Source organism: Burkholderia sp. AU17457 (assembly GCF_002223255.1).
Classification (GTDB): domain Bacteria; phylum Pseudomonadota; class Gammaproteobacteria; order Burkholderiales; family Burkholderiaceae; genus Burkholderia; species Burkholderia sola.
Genome location: NZ_NKFB01000003.1, coordinates 1,895,342 through 1,921,608 on the forward strand (window position 1 = coordinate 1,895,342; position 26,267 = coordinate 1,921,608).

The window sequence follows — 26,267 nt, forward strand, 5'->3', positions numbered from 1 at the left end:
GGGCCGATCGACGGGGAGAAACAGCCGGTTCGACGGCTCGGCTGGCTAACGCATGGCCTGCCCGGCCACGCGCCGCATCCAGCGGACCGCCCCCGCGCCCGGCAATCGGGGCGCCGGCCGCTTACGCGTCGCCGCCCGGCTTGCCCGACTTCAGCAGGATGTGCTTCGCGACGCCGCGCAGGATGTTGACCTCCTCGCGCTCGAGGCCCGTGCGCGCGAACAGGCGCCGCAGCCGCGGCATCAGCTTCTTCGGATTGCGCGGATCGAGGAAGTCGAGCGCGATCAATGCGTTCTCGAGGTGCACGTACATCCGCTCGATCTCGTCGCTCTGCGCGAGCGTGCCGGCTTCGGCCTGCGGCTGCGCCGACGGCTCGCTCGCTTGCTCGAGAAACGCGACGCGCAACTCGTACGCGAGCACCTGCACGGCCTGCGCGAGATTCAGCGAACTGTAGGCCGGATTGGCCGGAATGTGCGCGAGCGCGCTGCACTGCTCGACATGCTCGTTCGCGAGACCGGTGCGCTCGTTGCCGAACACGAGCGCGATGTCGCCCGCGCCGACCTGCGCGCTCGCCTGGGCGGCCGCCGCGCGCGGTGCGAGGCGCGGCGGCCCGTATTCGCGCGTGCGCGCGGTCAGCGCGATCGACCAGTGCACGCCGGACAGCGCTTCGCCGAGCGTCGGCACGACGTGCGCGGACGCGAGGACGTCGTCCGCGCCGCTGGCCATCGCGATCGCGTCGGGGTCGCTCTGCACGTGCGGCACGCGCGGCGCGACCAGCACGAGGCGCGAGAAGCCCATCGTCTTCAGCGCGCGGGCCGCGGCCCCGACGTTACCGGGATGGCTCGGCTCGACGAGCACGAAGCGGGTGGACGTGAAGCCGCCGGACGGCGGCGCGGACGAGGCCGCGCCCGATTCGGACGGCGCGGCGGTGTTCTGCGGGGTTTCCACTACGATACGACTCGGTTCATCAGAATGGCCGTATGGTATCGCCATCGCCCGCGCAAACCCACTCGTCCGGACGGCCAGTGGGGGTTTCCCCGCATGCCGATCGCCTGAAACCGCCGAAAATCGGGTAAAATCATGCCTTTACGCGTTGCGCTCGGCGCAGCGCGGGTCGTACCCCGCTCTTTGTCAATTCGCGTCTCACCTCGCCCCGGCACGCTTGCGCCGTTCCGGGCGGTTGTCCCACTTCGTGGCGGCCCGTGCCGCCGGCTACAGGATCCAGGCTCATGCATCCCATGCTCAACATTGCTGTCAAGGCTGCGCGCCGCGCCGGACAGATCATCAATCGCGCGTCCCTCGATCTCGACCTGATCGAGATCCGCAAGAAGCAGCAGAACGACTTCGTCACCGAAGTGGACAAGGCCGCCGAAGACGCGATCATCGAGACGCTGAAGACCGCCTACCCCGACCACGCGATCCTCGCGGAGGAATCGGGCGAATCGGAGAACGAATCCGAATTCAAGTGGATCATCGATCCGCTCGACGGCACGACCAACTTCATCCACGGCTTCCCGTACTACTGCGTATCGATCGCGCTCGAGCACAAGGGCGTCGTCACGCAGGCCGTCGTCTACGATCCGAACAAGAACGACCTGTTCACGGCCACCCGCGGCCGCGGCGCGTACCTGAACGATCGCCGCATCCGCGTGGGCCGCCGCGACCGCCTGTCGGACGCGCTGGTCGGCACCGGCTTTCCGTTCCGCGAGAAGGACGGCCTCGACGCATACGCGCGCCTCTTCACCGAAATGACGCAGGCCTGCACGGGCCTGCGCCGCCCGGGCGCGGCGGCGCTCGACCTCGCGAACGTCGCGGCCGGCCGCCTCGACGCGTTCTTCGAGCAAGGCATCAACGTGTGGGACATGGCGGCGGGCAGCCTGCTGATCACCGAGGCCGGCGGTCTCGTCGGCAACTACACGGGCGACGCCGATTTCCTGCATCGCCACGAGATCGTGGCCGCGAACCCGAAGATCTACGCGCAGATGATCCCGATCCTGAACCGCTACAGCCGCGTGCATCCGGCAGCGGAGTAAGCCCGCGCCGCGCCCGCGTGGCGCGGCTTTCGCGCAAACCGCTCGCACGGCATCGTCATGACGGCGCGCCGATCGCCCGACACGGGGAACAATCATCCGCGCACGCGGACCGCTTCGTGCGCCTATCCTGAAGTTGCTCGCGTTGCGCGTTCGAGTCGGCGTACTGCCGCTCGCGCCGCTTGTCCCGCAACGACAGCGCAGGGTTTGCGTCCGGCATGCCCGCGCGGCGAACGACGCCGCCGGCGTGCCGGCCCCACCTGTATCAACATCGCCACGGCGCCGTGGCAATCGCATCCGAGTCATCATGTTACGGCTAAGCGAAATTAAACTCCCCCTCGACCACCCCGAGAGCGCGCTCGAGGCCGCGATTCGCGCGCGCCTCGCGGAGCTTGGCGTGGCGCCAGACGGGTTGCTCCGTTACACCGTGTTCCGCCGCGCGCACGACGCGCGCAAGCGCGCCGACATCAAGCTCACGTATATCGTCGACGTCGAAGTCAGCGACGAAGCGGCCGCGCTCCAACGCATCGCCGGCAAGCCGCATTGCGGCGTGACGCCCGACATGACGTACCACTTCGTCACGAAAGCGCCCGAGCACGCCGATTTCCTGCGCCCGGTCGTCATCGGCATGGGGCCGTGCGGGCTGTTCGCGGGGCTGATCCTCGCGCAGATGGGGTTCCGCCCGATCATCCTCGAACGCGGCAAGGCCGTGCGCGAGCGCACCAAGGACACCTTCGGCCTGTGGCGCAAGAGCGTGCTCAATCCCGAATCCAACGTGCAGTTCGGCGAAGGCGGCGCGGGGACGTTTTCCGACGGCAAGCTGTACAGCCAGATCAAGGATCCGAACCACTATGGCCGCAAGGTGCTGGACGAATTCGTCAAGGCCGGCGCGCCCGAGGACATCCTGTATCTGAGCCGCCCGCACATCGGCACGTTCCGCCTCGTCAGCATGGTGGAAAAAATGCGCGCGTCGATCCACGAACTCGGCGGCGAAGTGCGTTTCGAAACCCGCGTCGACGACATCGAAATCGATCAGGGCAAGGTGCGCGCGCTCAAGCTGTCGAACGGGGAAACGCTGCGGTGCGACCGCGTGGTGCTGGCCGTGGGCCACAGCGCGCGCGACACGTTCCAGATGCTGCACGACCGCGGCGTCTACATCGAGGCCAAGCCGTTCTCGCTGGGTTTCCGTATCGAGCATCCGCAGGGGCTGATCGATCGCAGCCGCTTCGGCAAGTTCGCGGGCCACAAGCAGCTCGGCGCGGCCGACTACAAGGTGGTCCACCACGCAAGCAACGGGCGCGCGGTCTACAGCTTCTGCATGTGCCCGGGCGGCACGGTGGTCGCCGCGACCTCGGAGCCGGGCCGCGTGGTCACCAACGGGATGAGCCAGTATTCCCGCGCCGAGCGCAATGCGAACGCGGGCATCGTCGTCGGCATCACGCCGGACGATTATCCGGGCGGCCCGCTCGCCGGCATCGCGTTCCAGCGCAAATGGGAAGAGCGCGCGTTCGAACTCGGCGGCGGCGACTACCGCGCGCCGGGCCAGCTGGTCGGCGATTTCATCGCGGGCCGGCCGTCGACGTCGCTGGGTTCCGTGGAGCCGTCGTACAAGCCCGGCGTGAATCCGACCGATCTCGGCACCGCGCTGCCCGACTACGTGATCGAAGCGATTCGCGAAGCGCTGCCGGAGATCGACAAGAAGATCGCCGGCTTCGCGATGCACGACGCCGTGCTGACCGGCGTGGAGACGCGCACGTCGTCGCCGATCCGGATTCGACGCAAGGACGACTACCAGAGCATGAACGTCGAAGGCCTGTATCCGGCCGGCGAAGGCGCCGGGTATGCGGGCGGCATCTATTCGGCCGCGATCGACGGCATCGAAGTCGCGCAGGCGGTGGCGCTCAGCCTGACGTCGGGGCACGCGTCCTGATCGGCGGTACGGGCCGGGGCGCGCAGGCTCGCAAGCCCGGCGCCGCCGGCCTGCTCCGGTCGCGGCAACGCTTCCGATCGGGAATGACGAAAGCGCGCGCAGCTCCCGGCCATGCGTCCTTTCTTCGATGCCTCGTGGCAGGCGATCGTGAGCCGCCGCTCGAGGTCGGTTGCCGCTGCACGGCGCCGCCGGCATTCGGCCAAACGGCCAACTTCGCACGTTCGCGTCGAAGCCACTGGTAAACTCGGGCAACCCAAGCAACAACTTCATGCCTGACCTATGACCACGCTGTCGCCCGAAGCCTTCGCAGGCCACACCCCGATGATGCAGCAGTACCTGCGCATCAAGGCCGATCATCCGGACACGCTCGTCTTCTACCGGATGGGCGACTTCTACGAGCTGTTCTTCGAGGATGCGGAAAAAGCGGCCCGCCTGCTCGACCTGACCCTCACGCAGCGCGGTGCGTCGGCCGGCACGCCGATCAAGATGGCCGGCGTCCCGCATCACGCGGTCGAGCAGTATCTGGCGAAGCTCGTGAAGATGGGCGAATCGGTCGCGATCTGCGAGCAGATCGGCGATCCGGCCACGTCGAAGGGCCCGGTCGAGCGCAAGGTCGTGCGCGTCGTCACGCCCGGCACGCTGACCGATGCCGCGCTGCTGTCCGACAAGAACGACGTCTACCTGCTCGCGATGTGCACCGGCCACAACAAGCGCGGCGTCGCGGTCAATATCGGGCTCGCGTGGCTGAATCTCGCGAGCGGTGCGTTACGGCTCGCCGAAATCGAGCCCGAGCAGCTCGCCGCCGCGCTCGAACGCATCCGGCCGGCCGAAATCCTGACGCCGGACGGCGCAACCGACGCCCTCCCCTCCGGCGCGGGCACAAGCAAGCGCGTGCCGGCCTGGCACTTCGACATCGCATCGGGCACGCAGCGTCTGTGCGACCAGCTCGACGTCGCGAGCCTCGACGGTTTCGGCGCGCATTCGCTGACGAGCGCGTGCGGCGCGGCCGGCGCGCTGCTGCTCTACGCAGCGGCCACGCAAGGCCAGCAACTGCGGCACGTGCGCAGCCTGAAGGTCGAGAACGAAACCGAATACATTGGGCTCGATCCGGCCACGCGCCGCAATCTCGAACTGACCGAGACGCTGCGCGGCACCGAGTCGCCCACGCTGTATTCGCTGCTCGACACCTGCTGCACGACGATGGGCAGCCGCCTGCTGCGTCACTGGCTGCATCACCCGCCGCGCGCGTCGGTCGCCGCGCAGTCGCGCCAGCAGGCGATCGGCGCGCTGCTCGAGGCACCAGCCAATGCGAGCCTCGATGCGCTGCGCAGCGCGCTGCGCCAGATCGCCGACGTCGAGCGGATCACCGGGCGGCTCGCGCTGCTGTCCGCGCGCCCGCGCGACCTGTCGAGCCTGCGCGACACGTTCGCCGCGCTGCCGGCGCTGCGCGAGCGCATCGGCGCGATCGTCGCGAACGCGGATGCGCTCGCGCGCGTCGACGCGGCGCTCGCGCCGCCCGCCGAATGCCTCGACCTGCTGACGAGCGCGATCGCCACCGAGCCGGCCGCGATGGTGCGCGACGGCGGCGTGATCGCGCGCGGCTACGATGCCGAGCTCGATGAGCTGCGCGACATTTCGGAGAACTGCGGGCAGTTCCTGATCGATCTGGAAGCGCGCGAGCGCGCGCGCACCGGCATCGCGAACCTGCGCGTCGAATACAACAAGGTGCACGGTTTCTACATCGAGGTCACGCGCGGTCAGACCGACAAGGTGCCCGACGATTACCGTCGCCGCCAGACGCTGAAGAACGCCGAGCGCTACATCACGCCGGAACTGAAGACCTTCGAGGACAAGGCGCTGTCCGCGCAGGAACGTGCATTGGCGCGCGAGCGCGCGCTGTACGACTCGGTGCTGCAGGCGCTGCTGCCGTTCATCCCCGAATGCCAGCGCGTCGCGTCGGCCCTCGCCGAACTCGACTTGCTGGCCGCGTTCGCCGAACGCGCACGCGCGCTCGACTGGGTCGCGCCGACCTTCACCGACGAGATCGGCATCGAAATCGAGCAGGGTCGCCATCCGGTCGTCGAAGCGCAGGTCGAGCAGTTCATCGCGAACGACTGCCGGTTCGGCGCCGAACGCAAGCTGCTGCTGATCACCGGCCCGAACATGGGCGGTAAGTCGACGTTCATGCGGCAGACCGCGCTGATCGCGCTGATGGCGTACGTCGGCAGCTACGTGCCGGCGAAGTCGGCGTGCTTCGGCCCGATCGACCGGATCTTCACGCGCATCGGCGCGGCCGACGATCTCGCGGGCGGCCGCTCGACCTTCATGGTCGAGATGACCGAAGCCGCGGCGATCCTCAACGACGCGACGCCGCAAAGCCTCGTGCTGATGGACGAGATCGGCCGCGGCACGTCGACCTTCGACGGCCTCGCGCTCGCCTGGGCCATCGCGCGCCACCTGCTCGCGCACAACGGGTGCTACACGCTGTTCGCGACGCACTACTTCGAGCTGACGCAACTGCCGGCCGAATTCCCGCAAGCGGCCAACGTCCATCTGTCGGCGGTTGAGCACGGCCACGGGATCGTGTTCCTGCACGCAGTCAACGAAGGCCCGGCGAACCAGAGCTACGGCCTCCAGGTCGCGCAGCTCGCGGGCGTCCCGGCGCCGGTGATCCGCGCGGCGCGCAAGCACCTCGCGTATCTCGAACAGCAGTCGGCATCCCAGCACACGCCGCAACTCGATCTCTTCAGCGCGCCGCCGGCCGCCGTCGACGATCTCGAATGCGCGGACGCGCCGGCGCTGCCCGACACGCCGCATCCGGCGCTCGAAAAGCTGCGCGACATCGATCCCGACGATCTCAAGCCGCGCGAGGCGCTCGACCTGCTGTACGAACTGCGTACGCTGGTCCGGTCGCACGATGCCGACGGGCACGCGTAAGCGCATTCCGCGCGGCCTGCCGGCCCGCGCCGCCGCCGCGCTCGTCGCGGCGGTCCTTGTGCTCGCGCAGGCCGGTGCGCTGGCCGCGCCGCCCAAGCGCGGCGCGGCGCCCTACTCGTTCGCGGTCGTGTCGGGCGTCATCAACGTCCCGGCGGACGAACCGGCTGCGCAGCGGCTGCTCGATGCGATCGCACGCGAGCGCAACCTCGCGTTCGTCGTCTACGCGGGCGATCTCAAAGGCTCGAAGGAAGCGTGCCGCGATACGCTGTATTCGCAGCGCGGCGCGATCCTGGATTCGGCGCGCGTGCCGCTCGTGTTCATTCCCGGCCACGACGACTGGATCGCGTGCAGCACCGCGGCCGGCGGCGGCTACGACCCGGTCGAGCGGCTCGATTTCCTGCGGCAGACGCTGCTCGCCGACGCGGCGCTGCCCGACCCCGGCGCGCTGCAGATTACGCGGGAGAGCGAAGTCGCGCGGTTCCGGCCGTATCGCGAGAACGCACGCTGGATGCGCGACGACATCGTCTACGTCGCACTCAATGCGCCGGCGCCGAACAACCATTATTTGACGGCGGGCGGCCGCAACGGCGAATTCGAGGATCGCATCGTCGCGAACGGCTTCTGGATCGACCACGCGGCCGAATATGCGAAGCGGCGCGAAGCGCGCGCGATGGTCGTGATTTTCGAAGGCGATCCGCAGTTCGAACGCTATGAACGCTATGAACGCTCGGAGCGCTTCGCGTGGCTGCGTTTCAACCGGCCGCGCGTACGCGATGGCTTCCGCGAGCTGAAACGAACGCTGGTGAAGGCGGCGGCGACATTCCGCGGCCCGATCCTGGTGATGCACGCGAGCGGCGAACCGCTGGCGAACGGCTTTCTGATCGACCGTCCGCTGCATGGCGACGACGGTGAGCTGGTAGGAAACGTGACGCGCGTCGCGATCGGACCGCGCCATCCGGCGAATCAGTGGGTGAAGGTGAGCGTATCGCCGGCGCGGCAGACGATCTTCAACGTGAGCCTGCAGGAGGTGCCGAAGAACCTGCCGGTGCCGCCCACACTGCCGCTCGCGCCGCGCGACGACGTGCCGCTGCCGCAGATGCCGGAAATTCCCGCGCTGCCGGCGCTGCCCGACGCGTCGTCGGTCGCGCCGCCGCTGCAGGGCGACGGCGCCGCACCGGGCGGCGCGTCGTGGCCGGCACCGCCCCCCGCATCGGGGCCGGTGCCGGGCCTGCCGGCGAGCTCAGTGCAGCGTACGCCCTGACGGCGCTTCGCCGTCTTCGTCGTCATCCTCGTCGACGATCTCGAGCCCTTCCGCGCCATGCGCGTGCTCGTGCTCGATTTCGTCTTCGGTGGCTTCGCGAACGTCCTTCACGGTCAGCGCGAAACGCAGCGCCATGCCCGCCAGCGGGTGATTGCCGTCGAGCACGACCTTGTCGTCGGCGATGTCGGTGACCGTATAGATCAGCGAGTCGGCTTCCTCGTCACCGTCTTCCGGCGTGCCTTCGAACTGCATGCCCACTTCGAGCGGCTCGGGAAAACGGTCGCGCGGCTCGATCTTCACGAGTTCGGGATCGTAGTCGCCGAACGCGTCTTCCGGCTCGAGCTGGATCTGCGCCTGGTAGCCCGCCTCGTGGCCGTCGAGCTGTTCCTCGATCTTGGGGAACGTGCCATCATAGCCGCCGTGCAGATAGACCATCGGCTCGTCGCTTTCCTCGATCAGATTGCCCTGTGCGTCCGACAGCTTGTAAGTGACCGACACGACGGTGTTTTTTGCGATTTTCATCCAATTCTCCCAAATACAAGTCTCATTATACGATGCGCAACCGGTCTCAAGCCGAACCGCGGGATGCCGCTGCCGCCCCGCTCGGCGCGCCGCCTTCCGATCTTCCCACACCGCTGCTCGGCGGCCTGACGCCGGCGCAATTCATGCGCGGCTACTGGCAAAAGAAGCCGCTGCTGATCCGCCAGGCGATCCCCGGCGTCGCGTCGCCCGTCACGCGCGATGCATTGTTCGAGCTCGCCGCCGACTATGACGCGGAATCGCGATTGATCACCCATTTTCGTAACAAGTGGCAACTGTCGCACGGTCCGTTCGAGCCCGACTCGCTGCCCGCGGTCACGCGCAAATCCTGGACCTTGCTCGTGCAGGGGCTCGACCTGCACGTCGACGCGGCCCGTGCGCTGCTCGACCGCTTCCGCTTCGTCCCCGACGCGCGGCTGGACGACCTGATGATCTCGTATGCGACGGACGGCGGCGGTGTCGGCCCGCACTTCGATTCGTACGACGTCTTCCTGCTGCAGGTCGAAGGCCGGCGCCGCTGGCGGGTCGGCGCGCAGAAGGACCTGTCGCTGCAGCCGGACGTCCCGCTGAAGATCCTCGCGAACTTCGAGCCGAGCGACGAATGGGTGCTGGAGCCCGGCGACATGCTGTACCTGCCGCCGCACATCGCGCACGACGGCGTCGCCGAAGGCGAGTGCATGACCTGCTCGATCGGCTTCCGGGCCCCGTCCGCCGGCGAGCTGGGCGCCCAGTTCCTGTACTACCTCGCGGAGCGCGGCGGCCTGCGCGACGCGGGCGGCGACGACCTCTACCGCGATCCGAAGCAGCCGGCCGTCGACGCGCCCGCGCAACTGCCGCCGGCCATGGTCGACCGTGTGGCCGAGATCGTCGACGCGATCCGCTGGCGCAAGCGCGACGTCGCCGAATTCCTCGGCTGCTACCTGAGCGAGCCCAAATCGAACGTCGTTTTCGACCCGCCCGAGCGCCCGCTGTCCGAGGCCGCGTTCGTCACGCAGGCATCGCGCCGTGGCGTGTGTCTCGACAGAAGGGCCGCATTGATGTATAACGCGCGCTCGTACTTCATTAATGGCGAGGAAGGGCCACTCGAGCAAGCCGAGGAATGGCTGCCCGAACTGGCCAATCAACGCCGGATGGAGGCGAAACGGTTTGTAACACTATCCCGGGTTCCCTCGATGACAGCCTTGTTGCACGAGTGGTATCGTGCGGGCTGGATACGGGTCGGAAGCCGGAATTAGTGTGAGTCGCCCCGTATGCCCATACAGATCAAATTCTGTATGGGAAAGACAACGTATTGACCCCGCATTTGTCGACGGTCGATAGGAAAGTGCATATAATTTCCGCCCAAGCCGTAGGGAAGATTCACGCTCTAAGAAGTGCATCTCCACCAGCGGCCCAGGTCGGTGTTGGAGCACATTACCGGTATTGTTTCGCGCTGTTGCTTACCTTTAACCATAAAAGGACGTGATCATGAAGAAATCCCTCCTCGTAGCTTCCCTGTTGGCTGCTGTTGCACTGGCTGCTTGCAACAAGAGCGCTGATCAAGCTGCATCGTCGGCTGCTAGCGACGCATCGGCTGCTGCTTCGTCGGCTGCTTCGGCAGTTGCTGGCGCTGCGAGCGACGCTTCGGCTGCTGCTTCGTCGGCAACGGCTGCTGCGAGCGACGCTGCTGCTGCAGTGGCGTCGGCTGCTTCGGCAGCGACGGCTGCTCCGGCTTCGGGCGCAAGCCAGTAAGCCTTCAGCATCAGCTGAAAAAAAACCGGCCCGAGGGCCGGTTTTTTTACGTCTGCCGCTTTCGAATCGATCGCCCGGCAGCCACTTCGGGCCGCCGCAGCAGCCCTGCCCGCTCATCCGAGCATCAGCCAGTCGAAGCCCGCATCCTGCGAGGCCACGACCACGTCTTCCCCGTCCGTCCCGAGCACGCCGCCAAACGCCTGGCGGGCCAGTTCCGGCAGGTTGTTCTGCTGGCTCAGATGGGCCGCGACCAGGTGCTGCAGACGACTGCGTTCGAGCGATGCGAGGATGCCGGCCGCCGCGTCGTTGCTCAGGTGGCCGTGGTTGCCGCCGATCCGCGCCTTCAGCGACTGCGGATAGCGGCTGGCGGCCAGCATCGCGGTATCGTGGTTGGATTCGAGTACCAGCGCGTCACAGCCGCTCAGAACGGCCGTGATGTGCGGCGTAGCCATCCCGACGTCCGTCAGCACGCCGAGCCGGCGGTTTCCGTCCATGAACACGAACTGGAGCGGCTCCCGCGCATCGTGCGGGACCGTATAGGGCATCACGGCCAGATCGCGTATCGCAGCCGTCTCGTCGCCCCACAGCACGTGGAGATCGACATCGGCCTCGTCCGCGCCGACCGCGCGCGCGGTGCCCCAGCTCATGTAGAGCGGCAGCGACGCGCGGCGCGCGAGCGTCAGCGCGCTGCCGACGTGGTCGCTGTGTTCGTGGGTAACGAGGATCGCATCGAGATCGGCGATGCAGAGATTCAGTCGGCCGAGCCGGCGCTCGACCTCCTTGGCAGAAAAGCCGCAGTCGAGCAGCACGCGGGTGGTCGTCGTGCCGCTCGAGGCCTCGACGACCAGCGCGTTGCCTTCGCTGCCGCTTCCGAGGCTGGCGAATCGCACGCGCTCAGTTCAGCTGCGCGTGCAGCAGCGAAATGATCCGCTGCGCGTCCGACGAGTTGTCGACCTGGCCGTTCGCGCCAATCACCGCCACCTGCGTGCCGCCGGCGCCTGCCGCGCGCACGTTGATCAGGTATTCCTTGCCCGGCTTCGCCGCCGACGGGCCGCCGTAGAACAGCTTGCCGAACAGGCCGTCACGCTTGAGCTCTTCCATCGAATTCGCATAGCGCACGGTGTAGACGCCCTTCTCGCGATCGCGATTGTCGACCGTGAAGTTGGTCCGGTCGAGCGCCAGGCCCACGCGCAGCCACGCACGGTCGAACGACTCGGCCAGTTGCAGCGTCGCCGCGCCGCCGCTCGTGTCGGTGACCTGCGCCGGCGCCGTCGCGGGGCGCGCATCGGTCAGCAACTGCTTCGCCTGCGCGTCGGTCAGGCCGAACTTCTGCATCAGTTTCGACAGGAACACGGCTTCGAGCACCGGGTTGCGTGGACGCTCTTCCCAACGCGACGACGTGCCGCCCTGCGGGCCGACCATCATTTCTTCCATCGCGCTATGCGTGATCGAGATGTCGGTGTTGCCGTCCGACGTGCGGTTCACGAGCGTGCGGAAGCGGTCGCGCGTGCCCGACGAGTACGCGAAATCGATGACCCGGCCGATCGTGCGGCGGAACCAGTCGTCCGGAATGTTCGCGCGGTTCTCGGCCCAGTCGGTGGCCATGATGCCCGTCGACGGCGCATCGGTCTTCAGCGAGAAGCCGTTCTCCTGCCAGAACTCCTTCAGGATCGGCCACAGCTGCTCGGGCGTCCGGCCGTCGACGACGAGCCAGCGGCGATCGCCGTCGCGCTCGATGTGCATGCCGAGCGGATCCTGCGCACTCGGAATGCCGTCGGTCGCGTTGCCGGCTTGCGTCGTGGCCCGCGGCGGCAGCGTGCCGAGCCCGGCGTTGGTCGGCGGTGCGACGAACTGCTGCGTCGTCTGCACCGGCTTCAGGTCGCTCGGCACCGCGAGCGGCGGCGCCGACCCGGTGTTCTTGTAGTTGACCCGGTCGGGGGCCAGGTAGTCGTTCAGCGTATCGCAGCCAGCGAGCGCGCCCAGCGCCAGCGCCACCACCGACAACTGGATGGCGCGAGAGGAAATGGCGAAACGTTTCATGAAATCCTTCGTCTTGCTAGAACGCTCGTCAGGAGCGGCGCCGGACGGAGCCGGCCGGTGCGGGTTGATCAGGGGTCGAGCCGGCGGCCGCAGGACGCGGCCGCCTCGGCATCAGGCGAGAACGCCGGCCTCGACGAGGGCCGAACGTACGGCATCGTGGCAGCGCTCGTCGAGCGGCGTGAGCGGCAGCCGGATGCCGCCCTGCATCTTGCCCATCGCCTGCAGCGCCCACTTCACCGGGATCGGGTTCGCTTCGATGAACAGGTTCTTGTGCAGCGACAGCAGCTTCATGTGCAGTTCGCGCGCCGTTGCGACGTCGCCGGCCAGCGCCGCGCGGCACAGCTCGCTCATCGCGCGCGGCGCGACGTTCGCGGTCACCGAGATGTTGCCGTGGCCGCCGAGCAGCATCAGCGCAATCGCGGTCGGATCGTCGCCACTGTAGATCGCGAAATGCTTCGGCGCGGCCTTGATCAGATGTGCGGCGCGATCGATGTTGCCGGTCGCTTCCTTCACGCCGATGATGCCCGGCACCTGCGCGAGGCGCAGCGTCGTCTCGTGCGCCATGTCCGCGACCGTCCGGCCCGGCACGTTGTACAGGATCACCGGCAGGTCGACCGCTTCGGCGATCGTCCGGAAGTGGCGGTACATGCCTTCCTGCGTCGGCTTGTTGTAGTACGGCACGACCTGCAGCGTCGCGTCCGCGCCGACGGCCTTCGCGTGCTTCGTCAGCTCGATCGCCTCGGCGGTCGAATTGCCGCCCGCGCCCGCGATGATCGGAATGCGTTTCGCCGCATGCTCGACCGCCGTGCGGATCATCAGGATGTGCTCTTCGACGCTGAGCGTTGCCGACTCGCCGCTCGTACCGACGACGACGAGCGCATCGGTGCCTTCCGCGATGTGCCAGTCGACCAGTTTGCGAAATGCCGGCAGGTCGAGACTGCCGTCTTCGAGCATCGGGGTGACGATCGCGGGGATGCTGCCGCGGATTTGAATGCCGTCTTGGGTGCCGTTAGCCATGAAACGCGATTGATTGTGTACCGGTAAACGTTGAGATTGTAGCGGATTAGCCGGGCAGTTCGTAACGTGGAATTCCCGCCCCCGCCTTCGGGGTCGCGCCCTCGCGCACTGCGCTAAGACGCTGGACGAACGCCTCGCGCGGCGCGGCGATGAAACCGTCCTCGTACGCGACCACCCGCAGGCGGCCGCGCACGGCGTCCAGCAACTCGCCCGGGGCGAGCAGGAACGCGGGGTTGGACGGTTTTCCGACCGTTTCGTTTCCTTGCGCGAAGGTTTCGTAGATCAGCACGCCGCCCGGCGCCACGGCATCGAGCAGATGGGGCCAGAGCGGGCGATGCAGATAGTTCGTGACGATTACGGCCGCATACTGCTCGCCGGCCGGCAGCGGCCATGGCGCGCCCTCGAGATCGGCGTCTCGGGCGTCGACACCCGGAATCGCGCGCAACACGGCCAGCGCGGCCGGGTCACGGTCGAGCGCGACGACCGGATGCCCGCGCGACGCGAACCAGCGCGCATGGCGGCCGCCGCCCGCGGCGACGTCGAGCACCGCCCCGCCGGCCGGCACGAGCCGCGCCCATTGCGCGACCCAGCGCGACGGCTCGGCCTGGCCGACGTGGCCGCCCGCGGCGGCGATGACGGATTCGCTCATGCGCCGGATCAGTTGTACGACAGGCCCATCGCGTCGCGCACGTCGCGCATCGTTTCCGTCGCGTACTTGCGCGCCTTGTCGCAACCGTCCGCGACGATCGCACGCAGCAGCGACGGATCGTCCATGTACTTCTGCGCGCGCTCGAGCATCGGCTGCTGTTCGCGCAGGATGCCTTCGACGACCGGCTGCTTGCAGTCGAGGCAGCCGATGCCCGCCGAACGGCAGCCCTTCTGCACCCATTCGTGCGTCGCTTCGTCCGTGTAGACCTGGTGAAGCTGCCACACCGGGCATTTGTCGGGATCGCCCGGATCGGTGCGGCGCACGCGTGCGGGATCGGTCGGCATCGTGCGGACCTTCTTCGTGATCGTGTCGGCGTCTTCACGCAGGCCGATCGTGTTGCCGTACGACTTGGACATCTTCTGCCCGTCGAGGCCCGGCATCCGCGACGCTTCGGTCAGCAGCGCCTGCGGCTCGACCAGGATGATCTTGCGCGCACCTTCGAGATAGCCGAACAGGCGCTCGCGGTCGCTCATCGACAGGCTTTGCGATTCCTGCAGCATCGCGCGCGCCTGTTCGAGCGCCTCGTCGTCGCCCTCCTGCTGATACGCGTTGCGCAGTTCGTGATAGAGCTTCGCGCGCTTGCCGCCGAGCTTCTTCGCGGCTTCGAGCGCCTTCTCCTCGAAACCGGGCTCGCGGCCGTACAGGTAGTTGAAGCGGCGCGCGATCTCGCGCGTCATCTCGACGTGCGGCACCTGGTCCTCGCCCACCGGCACGAGCGAGCCGCGATACAGCAGGATGTCGGCGGCCATCAGCACCGGGTAGCCGAGGAAGCCGTAGGTGGACAGATCCTTGTCCTTCAGCTTCTCCATCTGCTCCTTGTAGGTCGGCACGCGTTCGAGCCAGCCGAGCGGCGTGCTCATGCCGAGCAGCAGCGCGAGTTCCGCATGCTCGGGCACCTTGCTCTGGATGAACAGCGTCGCCTGCGCGGGATCGATGCCGGACGCGAGCCAGTCGATCAGCACGTCCCACACGTTCTTCTCGATGACCTCGGGCGTCTCGTAGTGCGTCGTCAGCGCATGCCAGTCGACGACGCAGAAGAAGCACGGGTACTCGGATTGCAGCTTCACCCAGTTTTTCAGCACGCCGTGGTAATGGCCGAGGTGCAGCGACCCGGTGGGTCGCATGCCGGAGAAAATACGTTCTGGGAACATGATTGTCGTTAGAAAAGCGAGGCGAAGGGAGACAGGATGGCGCTCAGGACGGCGTAGCCGACATTGACGAGCGGACGCAGCCAGAAGTTCGTCAGCACGCCCGTCGTGACGAGCACGAGGACGATGATGAAACCGTACGGCTCGATGCGCGACAGCGCGATCGATTGCCTGGTCGGCAGCAGCGCCGCCAGGATGCGGCCGCCGTCGAGCGGCGGCAGCGGAAACAGGTTCAGCACGCCGAGCACGAGGTTCGCGCTGACGCCGGCGAACGCCATCCGCGTGAAGAACGGCTCGTCGACGCCGACGGCCGGCAGCACGAGGGTCAGCAGGCCCCAGACGAGCGCCTGCACGAAGTTGCAGGCCGGGCCCGCGAGCGCGACCCAGAGGCTGCCCCAACGCGGATTGCGCAGGTTGCCGAACGATACCGGCACCGGCTTCGCATAGCCGAACAGGAACGCACCGCCGGTCAGGAAGTACATCGCGAGCGGGATCGCGATCGTGCCGAGCGGATCGATATGGCGCATCGGATTGAACGACACGCGCCCCATCGCGTAGGCGGTGTTGTCGCCGAGCAGGCGCGCGGCGTAGCCGTGCGCGGCCTCGTGCAGCGTGATCGCGAAGATCACGGGCAGCGCGTAGACGGCGATGGTCTGTATCAGGGAAGCATCCATATCGCGTTATTGTAACAAGCGCACTCGCGTAGAAATGAACGGCGCGCTCATGCGGCCGAGAGTCCGAACGGTTCGAGCGCGCCGCGCCCCGCGCGGATGAGTTCGGGCGCATCGCCGGTCAGGTCGATCACCGTCGACGGTTCGCGCGGGCACGCGCCGCCGTCGATCACGAGGTCGACCTGTTTCTCGAGCCGCGTGCGGATTTCCTCGGGATCGTTCAGCGGTTCATCGTCGGGCGGCAGGATCAGCGTCGTGCCGAGCAGCGGCTGGCCGAGCGACTCCAGCAGCGCGAGCGTGATCGCGTGATCGGGCACGCGCAGCCCGATCGTCTTGCGCGACGGGTGCGACAGCCGGCGCGGCACTTCCTTCGTCGCCTGCAGGATGAACACGTACGGGCCCGGCGTCACCGACTTGATCTGCCGGTACTGGCGGTTGTCGACCATCGCGAAGTTGGCGAGCTCCGACAGGTCGCGTACGAGCAGCGACAGGTGCTGCTTCTCGTCGAGGCCGCGAATCCGGCGCACGCGTTCGACCGCATCCTTGTCGTCGAGATGGCACGCGAGCGCATAGCTCGAATCGGTCGGCATCGCGATCACGCCGCCCTTGTTGACGATCTCCACCGCCTGCTTGATCAGGCGCGGCTGCGGATTATCCGGATGAATCCTGAAGAACTGGGACATGAGGATACGTAAAGAGGGAGAAGTCGGATGCGCGCATCGGCGGCCACGCGGGCGGCCCGAAGCCGCCCGGCGTCAGAGCCAGCGCTCCCAGACCGGTGTCAGGTCGGGCGGCAACGGCGGCAGGCTGCCGAGCTCGATGCGGCCCTCGCCTGGCGCGTGGAAATCCGAGCCGCGCGACACTTCGAAGCCGAAGCGGCGCGCAACGTCCGCGTATTCGCGGTACTGGTCGGGCGTGTGGCTGCCCGTGATGACCTCGATCGCGCGGCCGCCGAGATCGATGAACTCGCCGAAGAACGCGTCGAATTCGACCGGCGTATAGCGATAGCGGCCCGGATGCGCGACCACCGCTTCGCCCCCTGCCGCGCGGATCCAGCCGACCGCGTCGGACAGGGACGCCCAGCGATGCGGGACGAAGCCGGGCTTGCCGTCGCCGAGCAGGCGATCGAATACATCCGACGTCGATTCGGCGTGGCCGTTTTCGACGAGAAAGCGCGCGAAGTGCGTGCGCGAGATCAGGTCGGGATTCGACACGTATTTCAGCGCGCCTTCGTACGCGCCGGGAATGCCGAGCGTCGCGAGCTGCTCGGCGATTGCCAGCGCGCGCGCCGCGCGGCCGTGGCGCGTGCGGTACAGGCCGTCGACCAGCGCCGGATGGGCGGGATCGATGTTCAGACCGACGATGTGTACGGTGCGCGATGCCCACGTGACCGAAATCTCGACGCCGCTCAGGTAGCGCATGCCGAGCGCTTCCGCCTCGCTGCGCGCCGCCGCCTGGCCGCCGATCTCGTCGTGATCGGTCAGCGCCCACAGGGTCACGCCGCCCGCATGCGCGCGGCGCGCGACGTCGGCAGGCGACAGCAACCCGTCGGAAACATTGGAATGGCAGTGGAGATCGGCGTTCATTGTCGGCATGGCAGGTAAGGCCTCATTCTACTGCAATGCGGCAATTGCGCCGGCCGCCCGCCATGCCGCCCGGGCCACGCGCCTACGCGCAGAACGCCTCGATCAGCGCCGCGATCTGCTCGGGCTGGTCGTGATGCACCATGTGGCCGGCATCCTCGATGAGCTTCTCGCGCCAGTCGGGGAACGCGTTGAAGCGCGCCTTGAATTCGGGCAGAGGAATATCGCCGGCGATGTAAGCGAGCGTCGGCGAATTGACGGCCTCGACGTGCAGCACCTTCGCGCGCACCTGCTTCCAGGTCGCCATCACTTCGTCGAGCCGGTACAGCAGCGGGCCCGGCATCTTGTGCGCCGGGTCGGCCAGCAGATGGTAGAGGCCGTCGTCGCCGCGTTTCGACCAGTGCGCGGCGAGAAATGCGGCGCGGCGCGGGTCGAGCCGCGGATTGGTCTTGATCAGGCGCGCCGCCACGTCGTCGAGGGACGCGTACGGCCGCAGCGCGGGCGGCTCGCGCAGTTCGTCGAGCCAGCCGCGCAGCCGGCGCGGCGCCTGTTCGGCGCGGGCCGGCGCGAGCCCGAACCCTTCGAGATCGACCACGCGGCGCACGCGTTCCGGCCGCGCGCCGGCATACAGGCACACGACGTTCGCGCCCATGCTGTGTCCGATGAGGTTGACCTCGCCGGTCGGCGCGTAGCGGTCGACGAGCGCATCGAGGTCGCCCAGGTACTCGTGGAACCAGTAGTGGCCGCCGCCCTGCCGCGCGACCGGCCAGTCGGACAGCCCGAAGCCGCGCGCATCGGGCGCGATCACCTGCCAGTCGCCCGCGAGCGCATCGACGACGAACTGGAACGACGCCGCGACGTCCATCCAGCCGTGCAGCATGAACAGCGTCGGCGCATCGGGCCGGCCCCAGCGCCGTACATGCAACTGGACGCCGCGCACCGTGATGAAATCGGAAACAGAACTCGAGGCACTCATTGCAACCGCCAAAAAAGAATGATCGTTCGATTATAGCGGCGCCCCGGTTCCGGCGGCCGGCGATCGAGGTACCGCTCTAGCGGCGAGGTCGTTCCAGCGCCGGCCGGCAACACGCCATCGCGCAGGTGCGCGAGCCGGCGGCGACCACCCGGACGCGGCCGAACGCGATCCGGCTAATGTGCGGGACGTCCGTCCGCCGCATCCTGGGCGGCCAGTTCGTCGAGTTCGGCCTGCTCGAAGCCGGCATCGCGCCGCGCATCGAAATTGAACGGGCCGCGCAGTCGTGGCGCGTGGTACTGCTCGGCGAGCTGCCGGTAGGTCGGCACGGGGTCGCGCCCGGCGGCGTCGCACAGATGGCGGAACCAGCGGTTACCGATCGCGACATGGCCGATTTCGTCGCGCAGGATCACGTCGAGGATCGCAGCCGACGCATCGTCGCCCGCCTGCACGAGCCGTGCGCGGATCGGCGGCGACGCGTCGAGCCCGCGGGCCTCGAGCGTCCGCGGCACGAGCGCCATGCGCGCGAGCACGTCGTTCCTGGTCCGCTCGCACATCTCCCACAGTCCGTTGTGCGCGGGAAAATCGCCGTACGCATGCCCGAACCCGTCGGCGAGCCGGTCGGACAGCAGCGTGAAGTGGTAGGCCTCCTCGGCCGCGACCTTCAGCCAGTCCGCGTAGAACGCGTCCGGCAGGCCCGCGAAGCGCCAGACTGCGTCGAGCGCCAGGTTGATCGCATTGAATTCGATATGGGCAAGCGCGTGCAACAGCACGGCACGCCCTTCCGGCGATCGCATGCTGCGCCGCTGCAGCGCGCGCGGCTCGACGAGCGGCGGCCGCGCCGGGCGCCCGGGCAGACCGGCCGGTTCGTGCAGCTGAAGCGACGATGCGATCGCGGCCTGCCCGGCTCGCAGCGCATCGTGCAGCGCGCGCACCTGCGCGGCCTTGGCCGCCGGCTCGGCAATACGCAGCGCGTCGAGCGCCACGCTGCGCACACAAGCGGGCGCCGGGCCGAAAGAAGAAGACACGATGCTCATAAACGGGGACACCTTGCGTACGCGTCGCGGGAGCACAGGCACGCGACGGTTTACAATATGCGTTTGTTCCACGGCGCCAGGCGCCGGGCAAACCGGACGCGCCATTCTACCGGCGCCCATCATCGAAGAGACAAGGAGACCCCGTGACGATCTACAAGCTGGGCGATACGGCCCCGACGATCCACGAAAGCGTATTCGTCGCCGACACGGCGGCCATCATCGGCAAGGTCGTGCTCGAGGAAAACGCGAGCGTGTGGTTCGGCGCGACGATTCGCGGCGACAACGAGACGATCACGGTCGGCGCCGGCAGCAACGTCCAGGAAGGCGCGGTCCTGCATACCGACCCGGGCTTTCCGCTGACGATTGCCGACAACGTGACGATCGGGCACCAGGCGATGCTGCACGGCTGCACGATCGGCGAAGGTTCGCTGATCGGGATTCAGGCGGTGGTCTTGAATGGAGCGGTCATCGGCCGCAACTGTCTGGTAGGTGCCGGCGCGGTCGTGACGGAAGGCAAGACGTTCCCGGACAACTCGCTGATTCTCGGCGCACCGGCGAAAGTCGTGCGCGAGCTGTCGGCCGAAGACGTCGCGCGGCTGCGCGCAAACGCGAAGACGTATGTCGAGCGACGCGCGCATTTCAAGGAGCAACTCGTGCGGATCGGGTGATTCGCACGGATTTCAAGGAAGAAGAGTGAGCGACCAGTTACAGAAATTCATGTTCAATGCGGCGCCCGTGCGCGGCGAGATCGTTTCGCTGCGCAACACGTGGCAGGAAGTGCTCGCCCGCCGCGACTACCCTGCCCCTGTGCGCACGGTGCTCGGCGAGATGATGGCCGCGTGCGCGCTGCTGTCCGCGAACCTGAAATTTCACGGCACCCTGATCATGCAGATCTTCGGCGACGGGCCGGTCCAGATGCTGGTCGTCCAGTGCGGGTCCGACCTGTCGATGCGGGCCACCGCGAAGTTCTCGGGCGACGCCGCGCAGACGATCGACGACGACACGAGCTTCGCGTCGCTCGTCAACGCGAGCGGCCACGGCCGCTGCGTGATCACGCTCGACCCGGCCGACAAGCTGCCGGGCCAGCAGCCGTACCAGGGTATCGTGCCGCTGAACGGCGTCGACGGCCCGCTCGAATCGGTGTCGCAGGTACTCGAGCACTACATGCATCACTCGGAGCAGCTCGACACGCGGCTGTGGCTCGCGGCCGATCGCGATCGCGCGGTCGGGATGCTGCTGCAGAAACTGCCGGGCGACGGCGGCATCGTGCCGCGCAACGCCGAAACCGATATCGACACGTGGGAGCGCGTGTGCACGCTCGGCGGCACGCTGTCCGCGAAGGAACTGCTCGAAGTCGAACCGGAAGTGGTGTTCCGCCGGCTGTTCTGGCAGGAAAACGTGCAGCACTTCGAACCGGCCGGCACGCGCTTCCAGTGCTCGTGCTCGCGCGAGAAGGTCGGCGCGATGCTGCGCATGCTCGGTCGCGAGGAAGTCGACAGCGTGATCGTCGAGCGCGGCCACGTCGAGATCCACTGCGAGTTCTGCAACCAGCGCTACGAATTCGATCCGGTCGACGTCGCGCAACTGTTCGCGGCGCCCGGTGTCGAAACCGGCATCGCGCCCGCGACCGACCAGCGTCACTGAGCCGCGTGCCCGTGCCCGCCAGCGGCACGGCGCGAGCGCATAATGACGCACGAGCGCCGCACGCGCGGTTCAGGCGCCGGAGGCATGGCCTTCGGCGCACCCCGCTTTCCGCGGTCGGCGCGCCGCAGGAGAAACACATGAATCGCCGCCTCTTTTGCCCCCTCCGCACTCTCGTCCTGGCAAGCTTGGCCGCCGGTACGCTCGCGCTTGCCGGCTGCGCGATGCCCCCGCCGACTGCCACGATCCTGAGCCGCCTGCCCGAACCGGGCGCGTCGGGCGGCCAGCCGCCCGTGCTGTCGAGCGCCGAACGCAAGCGCTACGACGAGATCGACCAGCAGGTGCTGCGCGAGCAAAACAACGCGATGGCGGCCGAAGCGGCCGCGCGCGCGTGGGCCTATTATTCGCCGCCGCCCGTGACGGTCTACGGCGGGTACTACGGTGGATGGGGCAATCGCTGGGGCACCGGCATCGGTTACGGCTACCCGGGCTGGTGGTGGTGAGCAGGCATCGCCCGCTCGATTGACGACTGGCAGGAAATAAAAAAGCGCGGCATTTCCCGCGCTTTTTCAATGAATTCGAGGTATCGCGCTCAGTGATGCGCCGCCTTGCCCTTGTCGCCGCCATGATGCCGCGACGGCTTCGCGACCGACTGCGGATTCGGCACGACCCGCACCGGGGCCGCGGACACGGCGCCGCGCGTCGACGTATTCGACGGCGTGGTGTTCACCGGTCCTGCAGGTGCATTCGGCGACACGAACTGCACGAATACTTCGCCGTCCTTCACCATGCCCATCTCGTAGCGCGCACGCTCCTCGATCGCCGCGGTGCCGCTCTGCAGATCCTGCACTTCGCCGGCGGTGCGCTCGTTGCGCAGCTTCTCGTCCGCGTTCTTCTGCAGCTGGTCGTCGAGCTGCTGACGCAATTCGTGCACCCGCAGCCAGCCGCCGTGTCCCCACCATAGGGGGTACTGAATGAGCGCCAGCAAGGCAATCAGGACGACAGTGACAAGCCGCATGTAAGAGACGCAGATATAAGAAGCGCCGCTCCGCGCACAGGCACAGAGCGGCGTCGAGATGACGAACCCGATAGTAGCGCGTTAGCGCAGGTTATAGAAAGCCGATTTGCCCGGGTAGCTCGCGATGTCGCCGAGATCTTCCTCGATACGCAGCAGCTGGTTGTACTTCGAGATGCGGTCGCTGCGCGACAGCGAACCCGTCTTGATCTGACCGGCGTTCAGGCCGACCGCGATGTCCGCGATCGTCGAATCTTCCGTTTCGCCCGAACGATGCGAGATCACGGCCGTGTAACCCGCGCGCTTCGCCATTTCGATCGCCGCGAACGTTTCGGTCAGCGTACCAATCTGGTTGATCTTGATGAGGATCGAGTTCGCGATGCCCTTCTCGATGCCTTCCTTCAGGATGCGCGTGTTGGTCACGAACAGGTCGTCGCCGACCAGCTGCACCTTCTTGCCGAGGCGGTCGGTCAGCAGCTTCCAGCCGTCCCAGTCGCTTTCGTGCATGCCGTCCTCGATCGACACGATCGGGAACTTGTCGGCGAGCGTCGCGAGGTAGTCGGTGAATTCGGCCGACGACAGTTGCAGGCCTTCGCCCGCGAGCTGGTACTTGCCGTCGTGGTAGAACTCGGATGCCGCGCAGTCGAGCGCGAGCAGCACGTCTTCGCCCGCACGGTAGCCGGCCTTCTCGATCGCCTGCAGGATCGTCGACAGGCACTCGTCGTTGCTGCCGAAGTTCGGTGCGAAACCGCCTTCGTCGCCGACCGCTGTGCTCATGCCGCGGTCGCTGAGGATTTTCTTCAGCGCGTGGAACACTTCCGCGCCGCAACGCAGCGCTTCACGGAACGTCGGCTGGCTGACCGGGACGATCATGAATTCCTGGATGTCCAGGCTGTTGTTCGCATGCGCGCCGCCGTTGACGATGTTCATCATCGGCACCGGCAGTTGCATCGCGCCCGAGCCGCCGAAATAGCGGTACAGCGGCAGGCCGGCCTCTTCGGCGGCGGCCTTCGCGACGGCCATCGACACGGCCAGCATCGCGTTCGCGCCGAGGCGCGACTTGTTGTCGGTGCCGTCCAGCTCGAGCAGCGTCTTGTCGAGGAACGCCTGTTCCGACGCGTCGAGGCCCATGATGGCTTCGGAGATTTCGGTATTGATGTGTTCGACCGCCTTCAGCACGCCCTTGCCGTTGTAGCGGCCGGCTTCGCCGTCGCGCAGCTCGATCGCTTCACGCGAACCGGTGGACGCGCCCGACGGCACCGCCGCGCGGCCCATCGTGCCCGATTCGAGCAGCACGTCGCATTCGACGGTCGGGTTGCCGCGCGAATCCAGAATCTCGCGGCCGATGATATCTACGATTGCACTCATGGGTTTCCTCTGAGAATGACGATGGATTCTTCAAACTGCGACGGCGTGCGCGCCGCAACCGCTTTCGCTACAGACGCGCGAAGCCGTCGCAAGGTTCATTCGATCTTTAATTGAAATCGTTTTCCAGGAACGGATTGCGCTTCACCGCCTGGTCGAGCGTGACGAGGGTCTCCAGCAACGCGCCCATGCGGTTCAGCGGCACCGCGTTCGGGCCGTCCGACTTCGCCTCGGCCGGATTCGGATGCGTTTCCATGAAGAGGCCCGCGACACCCGTCGCGACCGCCGCACGTGCGAGCACCGGCACGAATTCGCGCTGGCCGCCCGAGCTCGTGCCCTGCCCGCCCGGCAACTGCACCGAGTGGGTCGCATCGAACACGACCGGCGCGTTCGTTTCGCGCATGATCGCGAGCGAACGCATGTCCGACACGAGATTGTTGTAGCCGAACGAGACGCCGCGCTCGCACGCCATGAAGCGGTCTTCCGACAGACCGGCTTCACGCGCCGCGTCGCGCGCCTTGTCGATCACGTTCTTCATGTCGTGCGGCGCGAGGAACTGGCCCTTCTTGATGTTGACGGGCTTGCCCGAGCGCGCGCACGCATGGATGAAATCGGTCTGACGGCACAGGAACGCCGGCGTCTGCAGCACGTCGACGACCGACGCGACCTGCTCGATCTCGTCGATCGAATGCACGTCGGTCAGCACCGGCAGGCCGAGCTGGCGCTTCACCTCGCCGAGGATCCGCAGCCCCTCGTCCATTCCGAGGCCGCGAAACGACTTGCCCGAACTGCGGTTTGCCTTGTCGTAGGACGACTTGTAGATGAACGGAACGTTCAGCTTCTCGCAGATTTCCTTCAGGCGGCCGGCCGTGTCGATCGTCATTTGCTCCGATTCGACGACGCAGGTACCCGCGATCAGGAAGAAAGGCTGGTCGAGGCCGACCTCGAAATCGCACAGCTTCATGCTTGCACTCCGCGCGCTTGCTTGTTGGCGAGCGCGGCTTCGACGAACGACTTGAACAGCGGATGACCGTCACGCGGCGTGGACGTGAATTCCGGGTGGAACTGAACGCCGACGAACCACGGGTGCATCGAACGCGGCAACTCCATCATTTCCGGCAGATCCTCGCTCGGGGTACGGGCGCTGATGATAAGGCCGCCGGCTTCGAGCTGGGGCACGAAGCGGTTATTGACTTCATAACGGTGGCGATGGCGCTCGTTCACGTCCTTGCCGTAGATTTCTTCCGCCATCGTGCCCGGCTTGATCGGGCAGCGCTGCGAACCCAGGCGCATCGTGCCGCCGAGGTCGGATTCCTCGGTGCGCGTCTCGACCTTGCCTTCGCGGTCGTACCATTCGGTGATCAGCGCGACCACGCGCTCCGGCGTGTCCGGATCGAATTCCGTGCTGTTCGCCTGCTTCAGGCCGACGACGTCGCGCGCGAATTCGATCACCGCGAGCTGCATGCCGAGGCAGATGCCGAGGTACGGCACCTTCGACTCGCGCGCATAGCGAACCGCGGCGATCTTGCCTTCCGTGCCGCGACGGCCGAACCCGCCCGGCACCAGCACGGCGTCGAGATGCTTCAGGCTGTCGACGCCGTTCGTCTCGAGCTCTTCCGAGTCGATGTACTCGATGTTGACCTTGGTCGACGTGTGGATCGACGCATGGCGCAGCGCCTCGATCAGCGACTTGTACGACTCGGTCAGGTCAACGTACTTGCCGACCATGCCGATCGTCACTTCCTGCTTCGGGTTTTCCAGCTTCTCGACGAGCGCCGACCACATGCTCAGGTCGGCGTCCTTCGGCGACAGCTTCAGCTCTTCGCAGATGATCCGGTCGAGGCCCTGGTCGTGCAGCATCTGCGGAATCTTGTAGATGCTGTCGGCGTCCCACACCGAGATCACCGCGTCTTCCGGCACGTTCGAGAACATCGAGATCTTCTTCGATTCGTCGTCGGGGATGCGGCGATCCGCGCGGCACAGCAGCACGTGCGGCAGGATGCCGATCTCGCGCAGCTTCTGCACGCTGTGCTGGGTCGGCTTCGTCTTCAGCTCGCCGGCCGTCGCGACGTACGGCACGAGCGTCAGGTGCACGAAGCACGCGCTGTTGCGACCGAGGCGCAGGCTCATCTGGCGCGCGGCCTCGAGGAACGGCAGCGACTCGATGTCGCCGACCGTGCCGCCGATCTCGACGATCGCGACGTCCGGCTCGCCGCAGGTGGCCGATGCGGCCCCGCGCTCGATGAACGCCTGGATTTCGTTCGTGATGTGCGGAATGACCTGCACGGTCTTGCCGAGATAGTCGCCGCGGCGCTCCTTGCGGATCACCGATTCGTAGATCTGGCCGGTCGTGAAGTTGTTGGCCTTGCGCATCTTCGTGCTGATGAAGCGCTCATAGTGGCCGAGGTCGAGGTCGGTCTCCGCTCCGTCTTCCGTCACGAACACTTCGCCGTGCTGGAACGGGCTCATCGTGCCGGGGTCGACGTTGATGTAGGGATCGAGTTTGAGGAGGGTGACTTTCAGACCGCGCGATTCGAGGATCGCGGCGAGAGAGGCGGCGGCAATACCCTTGCCGAGGGAAGAAACTACGCCGCCGGTGACGAAAACATATTTGGTCATCGCTGGATGCTCGCGGGAAAAA

The 26,267-nt window shown here is 67.1% G+C and carries 25 protein-coding genes and 1 pseudogene; 9 read left to right on the forward strand and 17 right to left on the reverse strand.

What is annotated here, in order from left to right:
* Window positions 1-121: 121 nt before the first annotated feature.
* The gene (locus CFB49_RS11545; RefSeq protein WP_069617715.1) at window positions 122-946 is read right to left on the reverse strand and encodes an RNA methyltransferase; all 825 of its coding nucleotides are present in this window, start codon (window positions 944-946) and stop codon (window positions 122-124) included.
* Between the two features lie 281 nt (window positions 947-1,227).
* Here CFB49_RS11545 and CFB49_RS11550 point away from each other — a divergent pair, with 281 nt between their 5' ends.
* From CFB49_RS11550 to CFB49_RS11570, 4 genes are all read left to right on the forward strand, one after another.
* Entirely contained in the window at window positions 1,228-2,031 is an 804-nt protein-coding gene (locus CFB49_RS11550; protein WP_059608913.1) for an inositol monophosphatase family protein, read from the forward strand.
* Between the two features lie 304 nt (window positions 2,032-2,335).
* The gene (locus tag CFB49_RS11555; protein WP_069617716.1) at window positions 2,336-3,958 is read left to right on the forward strand and encodes an NAD(P)/FAD-dependent oxidoreductase; all 1,623 of its coding nucleotides are present in this window, start codon (window positions 2,336-2,338) and stop codon (window positions 3,956-3,958) included.
* Window positions 3,959-4,237: 279 nt separating this feature from the next.
* Window positions 4,238-6,895: a DNA mismatch repair protein MutS gene (gene mutS, locus CFB49_RS11565; RefSeq protein ID WP_089491359.1), complete on the forward strand. Its 2,658-nt coding sequence runs from the start codon at window positions 4,238-4,240 to the stop codon at window positions 6,893-6,895.
* Window positions 6,876-8,156 (forward strand): hypothetical protein, encoded by a 1,281-nt coding sequence (locus CFB49_RS11570; protein WP_179234887.1) that lies wholly within the window; start codon window positions 6,876-6,878, stop codon window positions 8,154-8,156. Before mutS ends, CFB49_RS11570 begins: the two co-directional genes overlap by 20 nt.
* Here CFB49_RS11570 and CFB49_RS11575 read toward each other — a convergent pair.
* Window positions 8,136-8,678 (reverse strand): FKBP-type peptidyl-prolyl cis-trans isomerase, encoded by a 543-nt coding sequence (locus CFB49_RS11575; RefSeq protein WP_069617718.1) that lies wholly within the window; start codon window positions 8,676-8,678, stop codon window positions 8,136-8,138. The two genes, CFB49_RS11570 and CFB49_RS11575, sit on opposite strands and share 21 nt — an antisense overlap.
* A 32-nt stretch (window positions 8,679-8,710) precedes the next feature.
* Here CFB49_RS11575 and CFB49_RS11580 point away from each other — a divergent pair, with 32 nt between their 5' ends.
* A complete protein-coding gene (locus tag CFB49_RS11580; RefSeq protein WP_089491360.1) occupies window positions 8,711-9,931 on the forward strand; it encodes a cupin domain-containing protein in 1,221 nt (406 codons plus the stop codon).
* A gap of 56 nt (window positions 9,932-9,987) precedes the next feature.
* Window positions 9,988-10,234: pseudogene (locus CFB49_RS37085) on the forward strand (hypothetical protein).
* Between the two features lie 20 nt (window positions 10,235-10,254).
* Here the strand turns inward: CFB49_RS37085 and CFB49_RS36295 are convergent.
* The 11 genes from CFB49_RS36295 to CFB49_RS11640 all read right to left on the reverse strand — a co-directional run bounded on the left by CFB49_RS36295 (window position 10,255) and on the right by CFB49_RS11640 (window position 19,605).
* A complete protein-coding gene (locus CFB49_RS36295; RefSeq protein ID WP_176730179.1) occupies window positions 10,255-10,419 on the reverse strand; it encodes a hypothetical protein in 165 nt (54 codons plus the stop codon).
* A 121-nt stretch (window positions 10,420-10,540) separates the two neighbouring features.
* Window positions 10,541-11,317, reverse strand: coding sequence for an MBL fold metallo-hydrolase (locus CFB49_RS11595; RefSeq protein WP_069617720.1), 777 nt, complete (start codon window positions 11,315-11,317; stop codon window positions 10,541-10,543).
* A 4-nt stretch (window positions 11,318-11,321) separates the two neighbouring features.
* On the reverse strand, window positions 11,322-12,467 hold the full coding sequence (gene bamC, locus CFB49_RS11600; protein WP_089435259.1) for an outer membrane protein assembly factor BamC: 1,146 nt from the start codon (window positions 12,465-12,467) through the stop codon (window positions 11,322-11,324).
* 111 nt (window positions 12,468-12,578) lie between these two features.
* On the reverse strand, window positions 12,579-13,484 hold the full coding sequence (gene dapA / locus CFB49_RS11605) for a 4-hydroxy-tetrahydrodipicolinate synthase (protein ID WP_069617722.1): 906 nt from the start codon (window positions 13,482-13,484) through the stop codon (window positions 12,579-12,581).
* A gap of 46 nt (window positions 13,485-13,530) precedes the next feature.
* Entirely contained in the window at window positions 13,531-14,133 is a 603-nt protein-coding gene (locus CFB49_RS11610) for a class I SAM-dependent methyltransferase (RefSeq protein ID WP_069617723.1), read from the reverse strand.
* Window positions 14,134-14,141: 8 nt separating this feature from the next.
* Window positions 14,142-15,344 carry a tryptophan--tRNA ligase gene (locus CFB49_RS11615; RefSeq protein WP_012328807.1) on the reverse strand — a complete coding sequence of 401 codons (1,203 nt, stop codon included), beginning with the start codon at window positions 15,342-15,344 and terminating at the stop codon, window positions 14,142-14,144.
* An 8-nt stretch (window positions 15,345-15,352) separates the two neighbouring features.
* Entirely contained in the window at window positions 15,353-16,015 is a 663-nt protein-coding gene (locus CFB49_RS11620) for a site-2 protease family protein (protein ID WP_011549479.1), read from the reverse strand.
* A gap of 47 nt (window positions 16,016-16,062) precedes the next feature.
* The gene (locus CFB49_RS11625) at window positions 16,063-16,695 is read right to left on the reverse strand and encodes an L-threonylcarbamoyladenylate synthase (RefSeq protein WP_050012987.1); all 633 of its coding nucleotides are present in this window, start codon (window positions 16,693-16,695) and stop codon (window positions 16,063-16,065) included.
* A 72-nt stretch (window positions 16,696-16,767) separates the two neighbouring features.
* Window positions 16,768-17,598 (reverse strand): 3',5'-nucleoside bisphosphate phosphatase, encoded by an 831-nt coding sequence (locus tag CFB49_RS11630; RefSeq protein ID WP_041492088.1) that lies wholly within the window; start codon window positions 17,596-17,598, stop codon window positions 16,768-16,770.
* Between the two features lie 82 nt (window positions 17,599-17,680).
* On the reverse strand, window positions 17,681-18,571 hold the full coding sequence (locus CFB49_RS11635; protein ID WP_069617725.1) for an alpha/beta fold hydrolase: 891 nt from the start codon (window positions 18,569-18,571) through the stop codon (window positions 17,681-17,683).
* Window positions 18,572-18,744: 173 nt separating this feature from the next.
* Window positions 18,745-19,605 carry a ferritin-like domain-containing protein gene (locus CFB49_RS11640; protein WP_089435260.1) on the reverse strand — a complete coding sequence of 287 codons (861 nt, stop codon included), beginning with the start codon at window positions 19,603-19,605 and terminating at the stop codon, window positions 18,745-18,747.
* Between the two features lie 143 nt (window positions 19,606-19,748).
* Between CFB49_RS11640 and CFB49_RS11645 the strand changes: the two genes are divergently transcribed.
* The 3 genes from CFB49_RS11645 (at window position 19,749) to CFB49_RS11655 (ending at window position 21,749) form a co-directional block, all read left to right on the forward strand.
* Window positions 19,749-20,273: a gamma carbonic anhydrase family protein gene (locus tag CFB49_RS11645; protein WP_069617727.1), complete on the forward strand. Its 525-nt coding sequence runs from the start codon at window positions 19,749-19,751 to the stop codon at window positions 20,271-20,273.
* Window positions 20,274-20,298: 25 nt separating this feature from the next.
* Entirely contained in the window at window positions 20,299-21,249 is a 951-nt protein-coding gene (gene hslO / locus CFB49_RS11650) for an Hsp33 family molecular chaperone HslO (protein WP_069617728.1), read from the forward strand.
* A gap of 137 nt (window positions 21,250-21,386) precedes the next feature.
* Window positions 21,387-21,749, forward strand: coding sequence for a hypothetical protein (locus CFB49_RS11655; RefSeq protein WP_089491361.1), 363 nt, complete (start codon window positions 21,387-21,389; stop codon window positions 21,747-21,749).
* 89 nt (window positions 21,750-21,838) lie between these two features.
* On the opposite strand, the gene ftsB is transcribed toward CFB49_RS11655, so the two are convergent.
* From ftsB to CFB49_RS11675, 4 genes are all read right to left on the reverse strand, one after another.
* Window positions 21,839-22,264 carry a cell division protein FtsB gene (gene ftsB, locus CFB49_RS11660; RefSeq protein ID WP_069617730.1) on the reverse strand — a complete coding sequence of 142 codons (426 nt, stop codon included), beginning with the start codon at window positions 22,262-22,264 and terminating at the stop codon, window positions 21,839-21,841.
* 81 nt (window positions 22,265-22,345) lie between these two features.
* A complete protein-coding gene (gene eno, locus CFB49_RS11665) occupies window positions 22,346-23,629 on the reverse strand; it encodes a phosphopyruvate hydratase (protein WP_006478406.1) in 1,284 nt (427 codons plus the stop codon).
* 106 nt (window positions 23,630-23,735) lie between these two features.
* Window positions 23,736-24,590 carry a 3-deoxy-8-phosphooctulonate synthase gene (gene kdsA, locus CFB49_RS11670; protein WP_006478405.1) on the reverse strand — a complete coding sequence of 285 codons (855 nt, stop codon included), beginning with the start codon at window positions 24,588-24,590 and terminating at the stop codon, window positions 23,736-23,738.
* The gene (locus tag CFB49_RS11675; RefSeq protein ID WP_006478404.1) at window positions 24,587-26,245 is read right to left on the reverse strand and encodes a CTP synthase; all 1,659 of its coding nucleotides are present in this window, start codon (window positions 26,243-26,245) and stop codon (window positions 24,587-24,589) included. The genes kdsA and CFB49_RS11675 overlap by 4 nt, the downstream gene beginning before the upstream one ends.
* Between the last annotated feature and the right edge of the window lie 22 nt (window positions 26,246-26,267).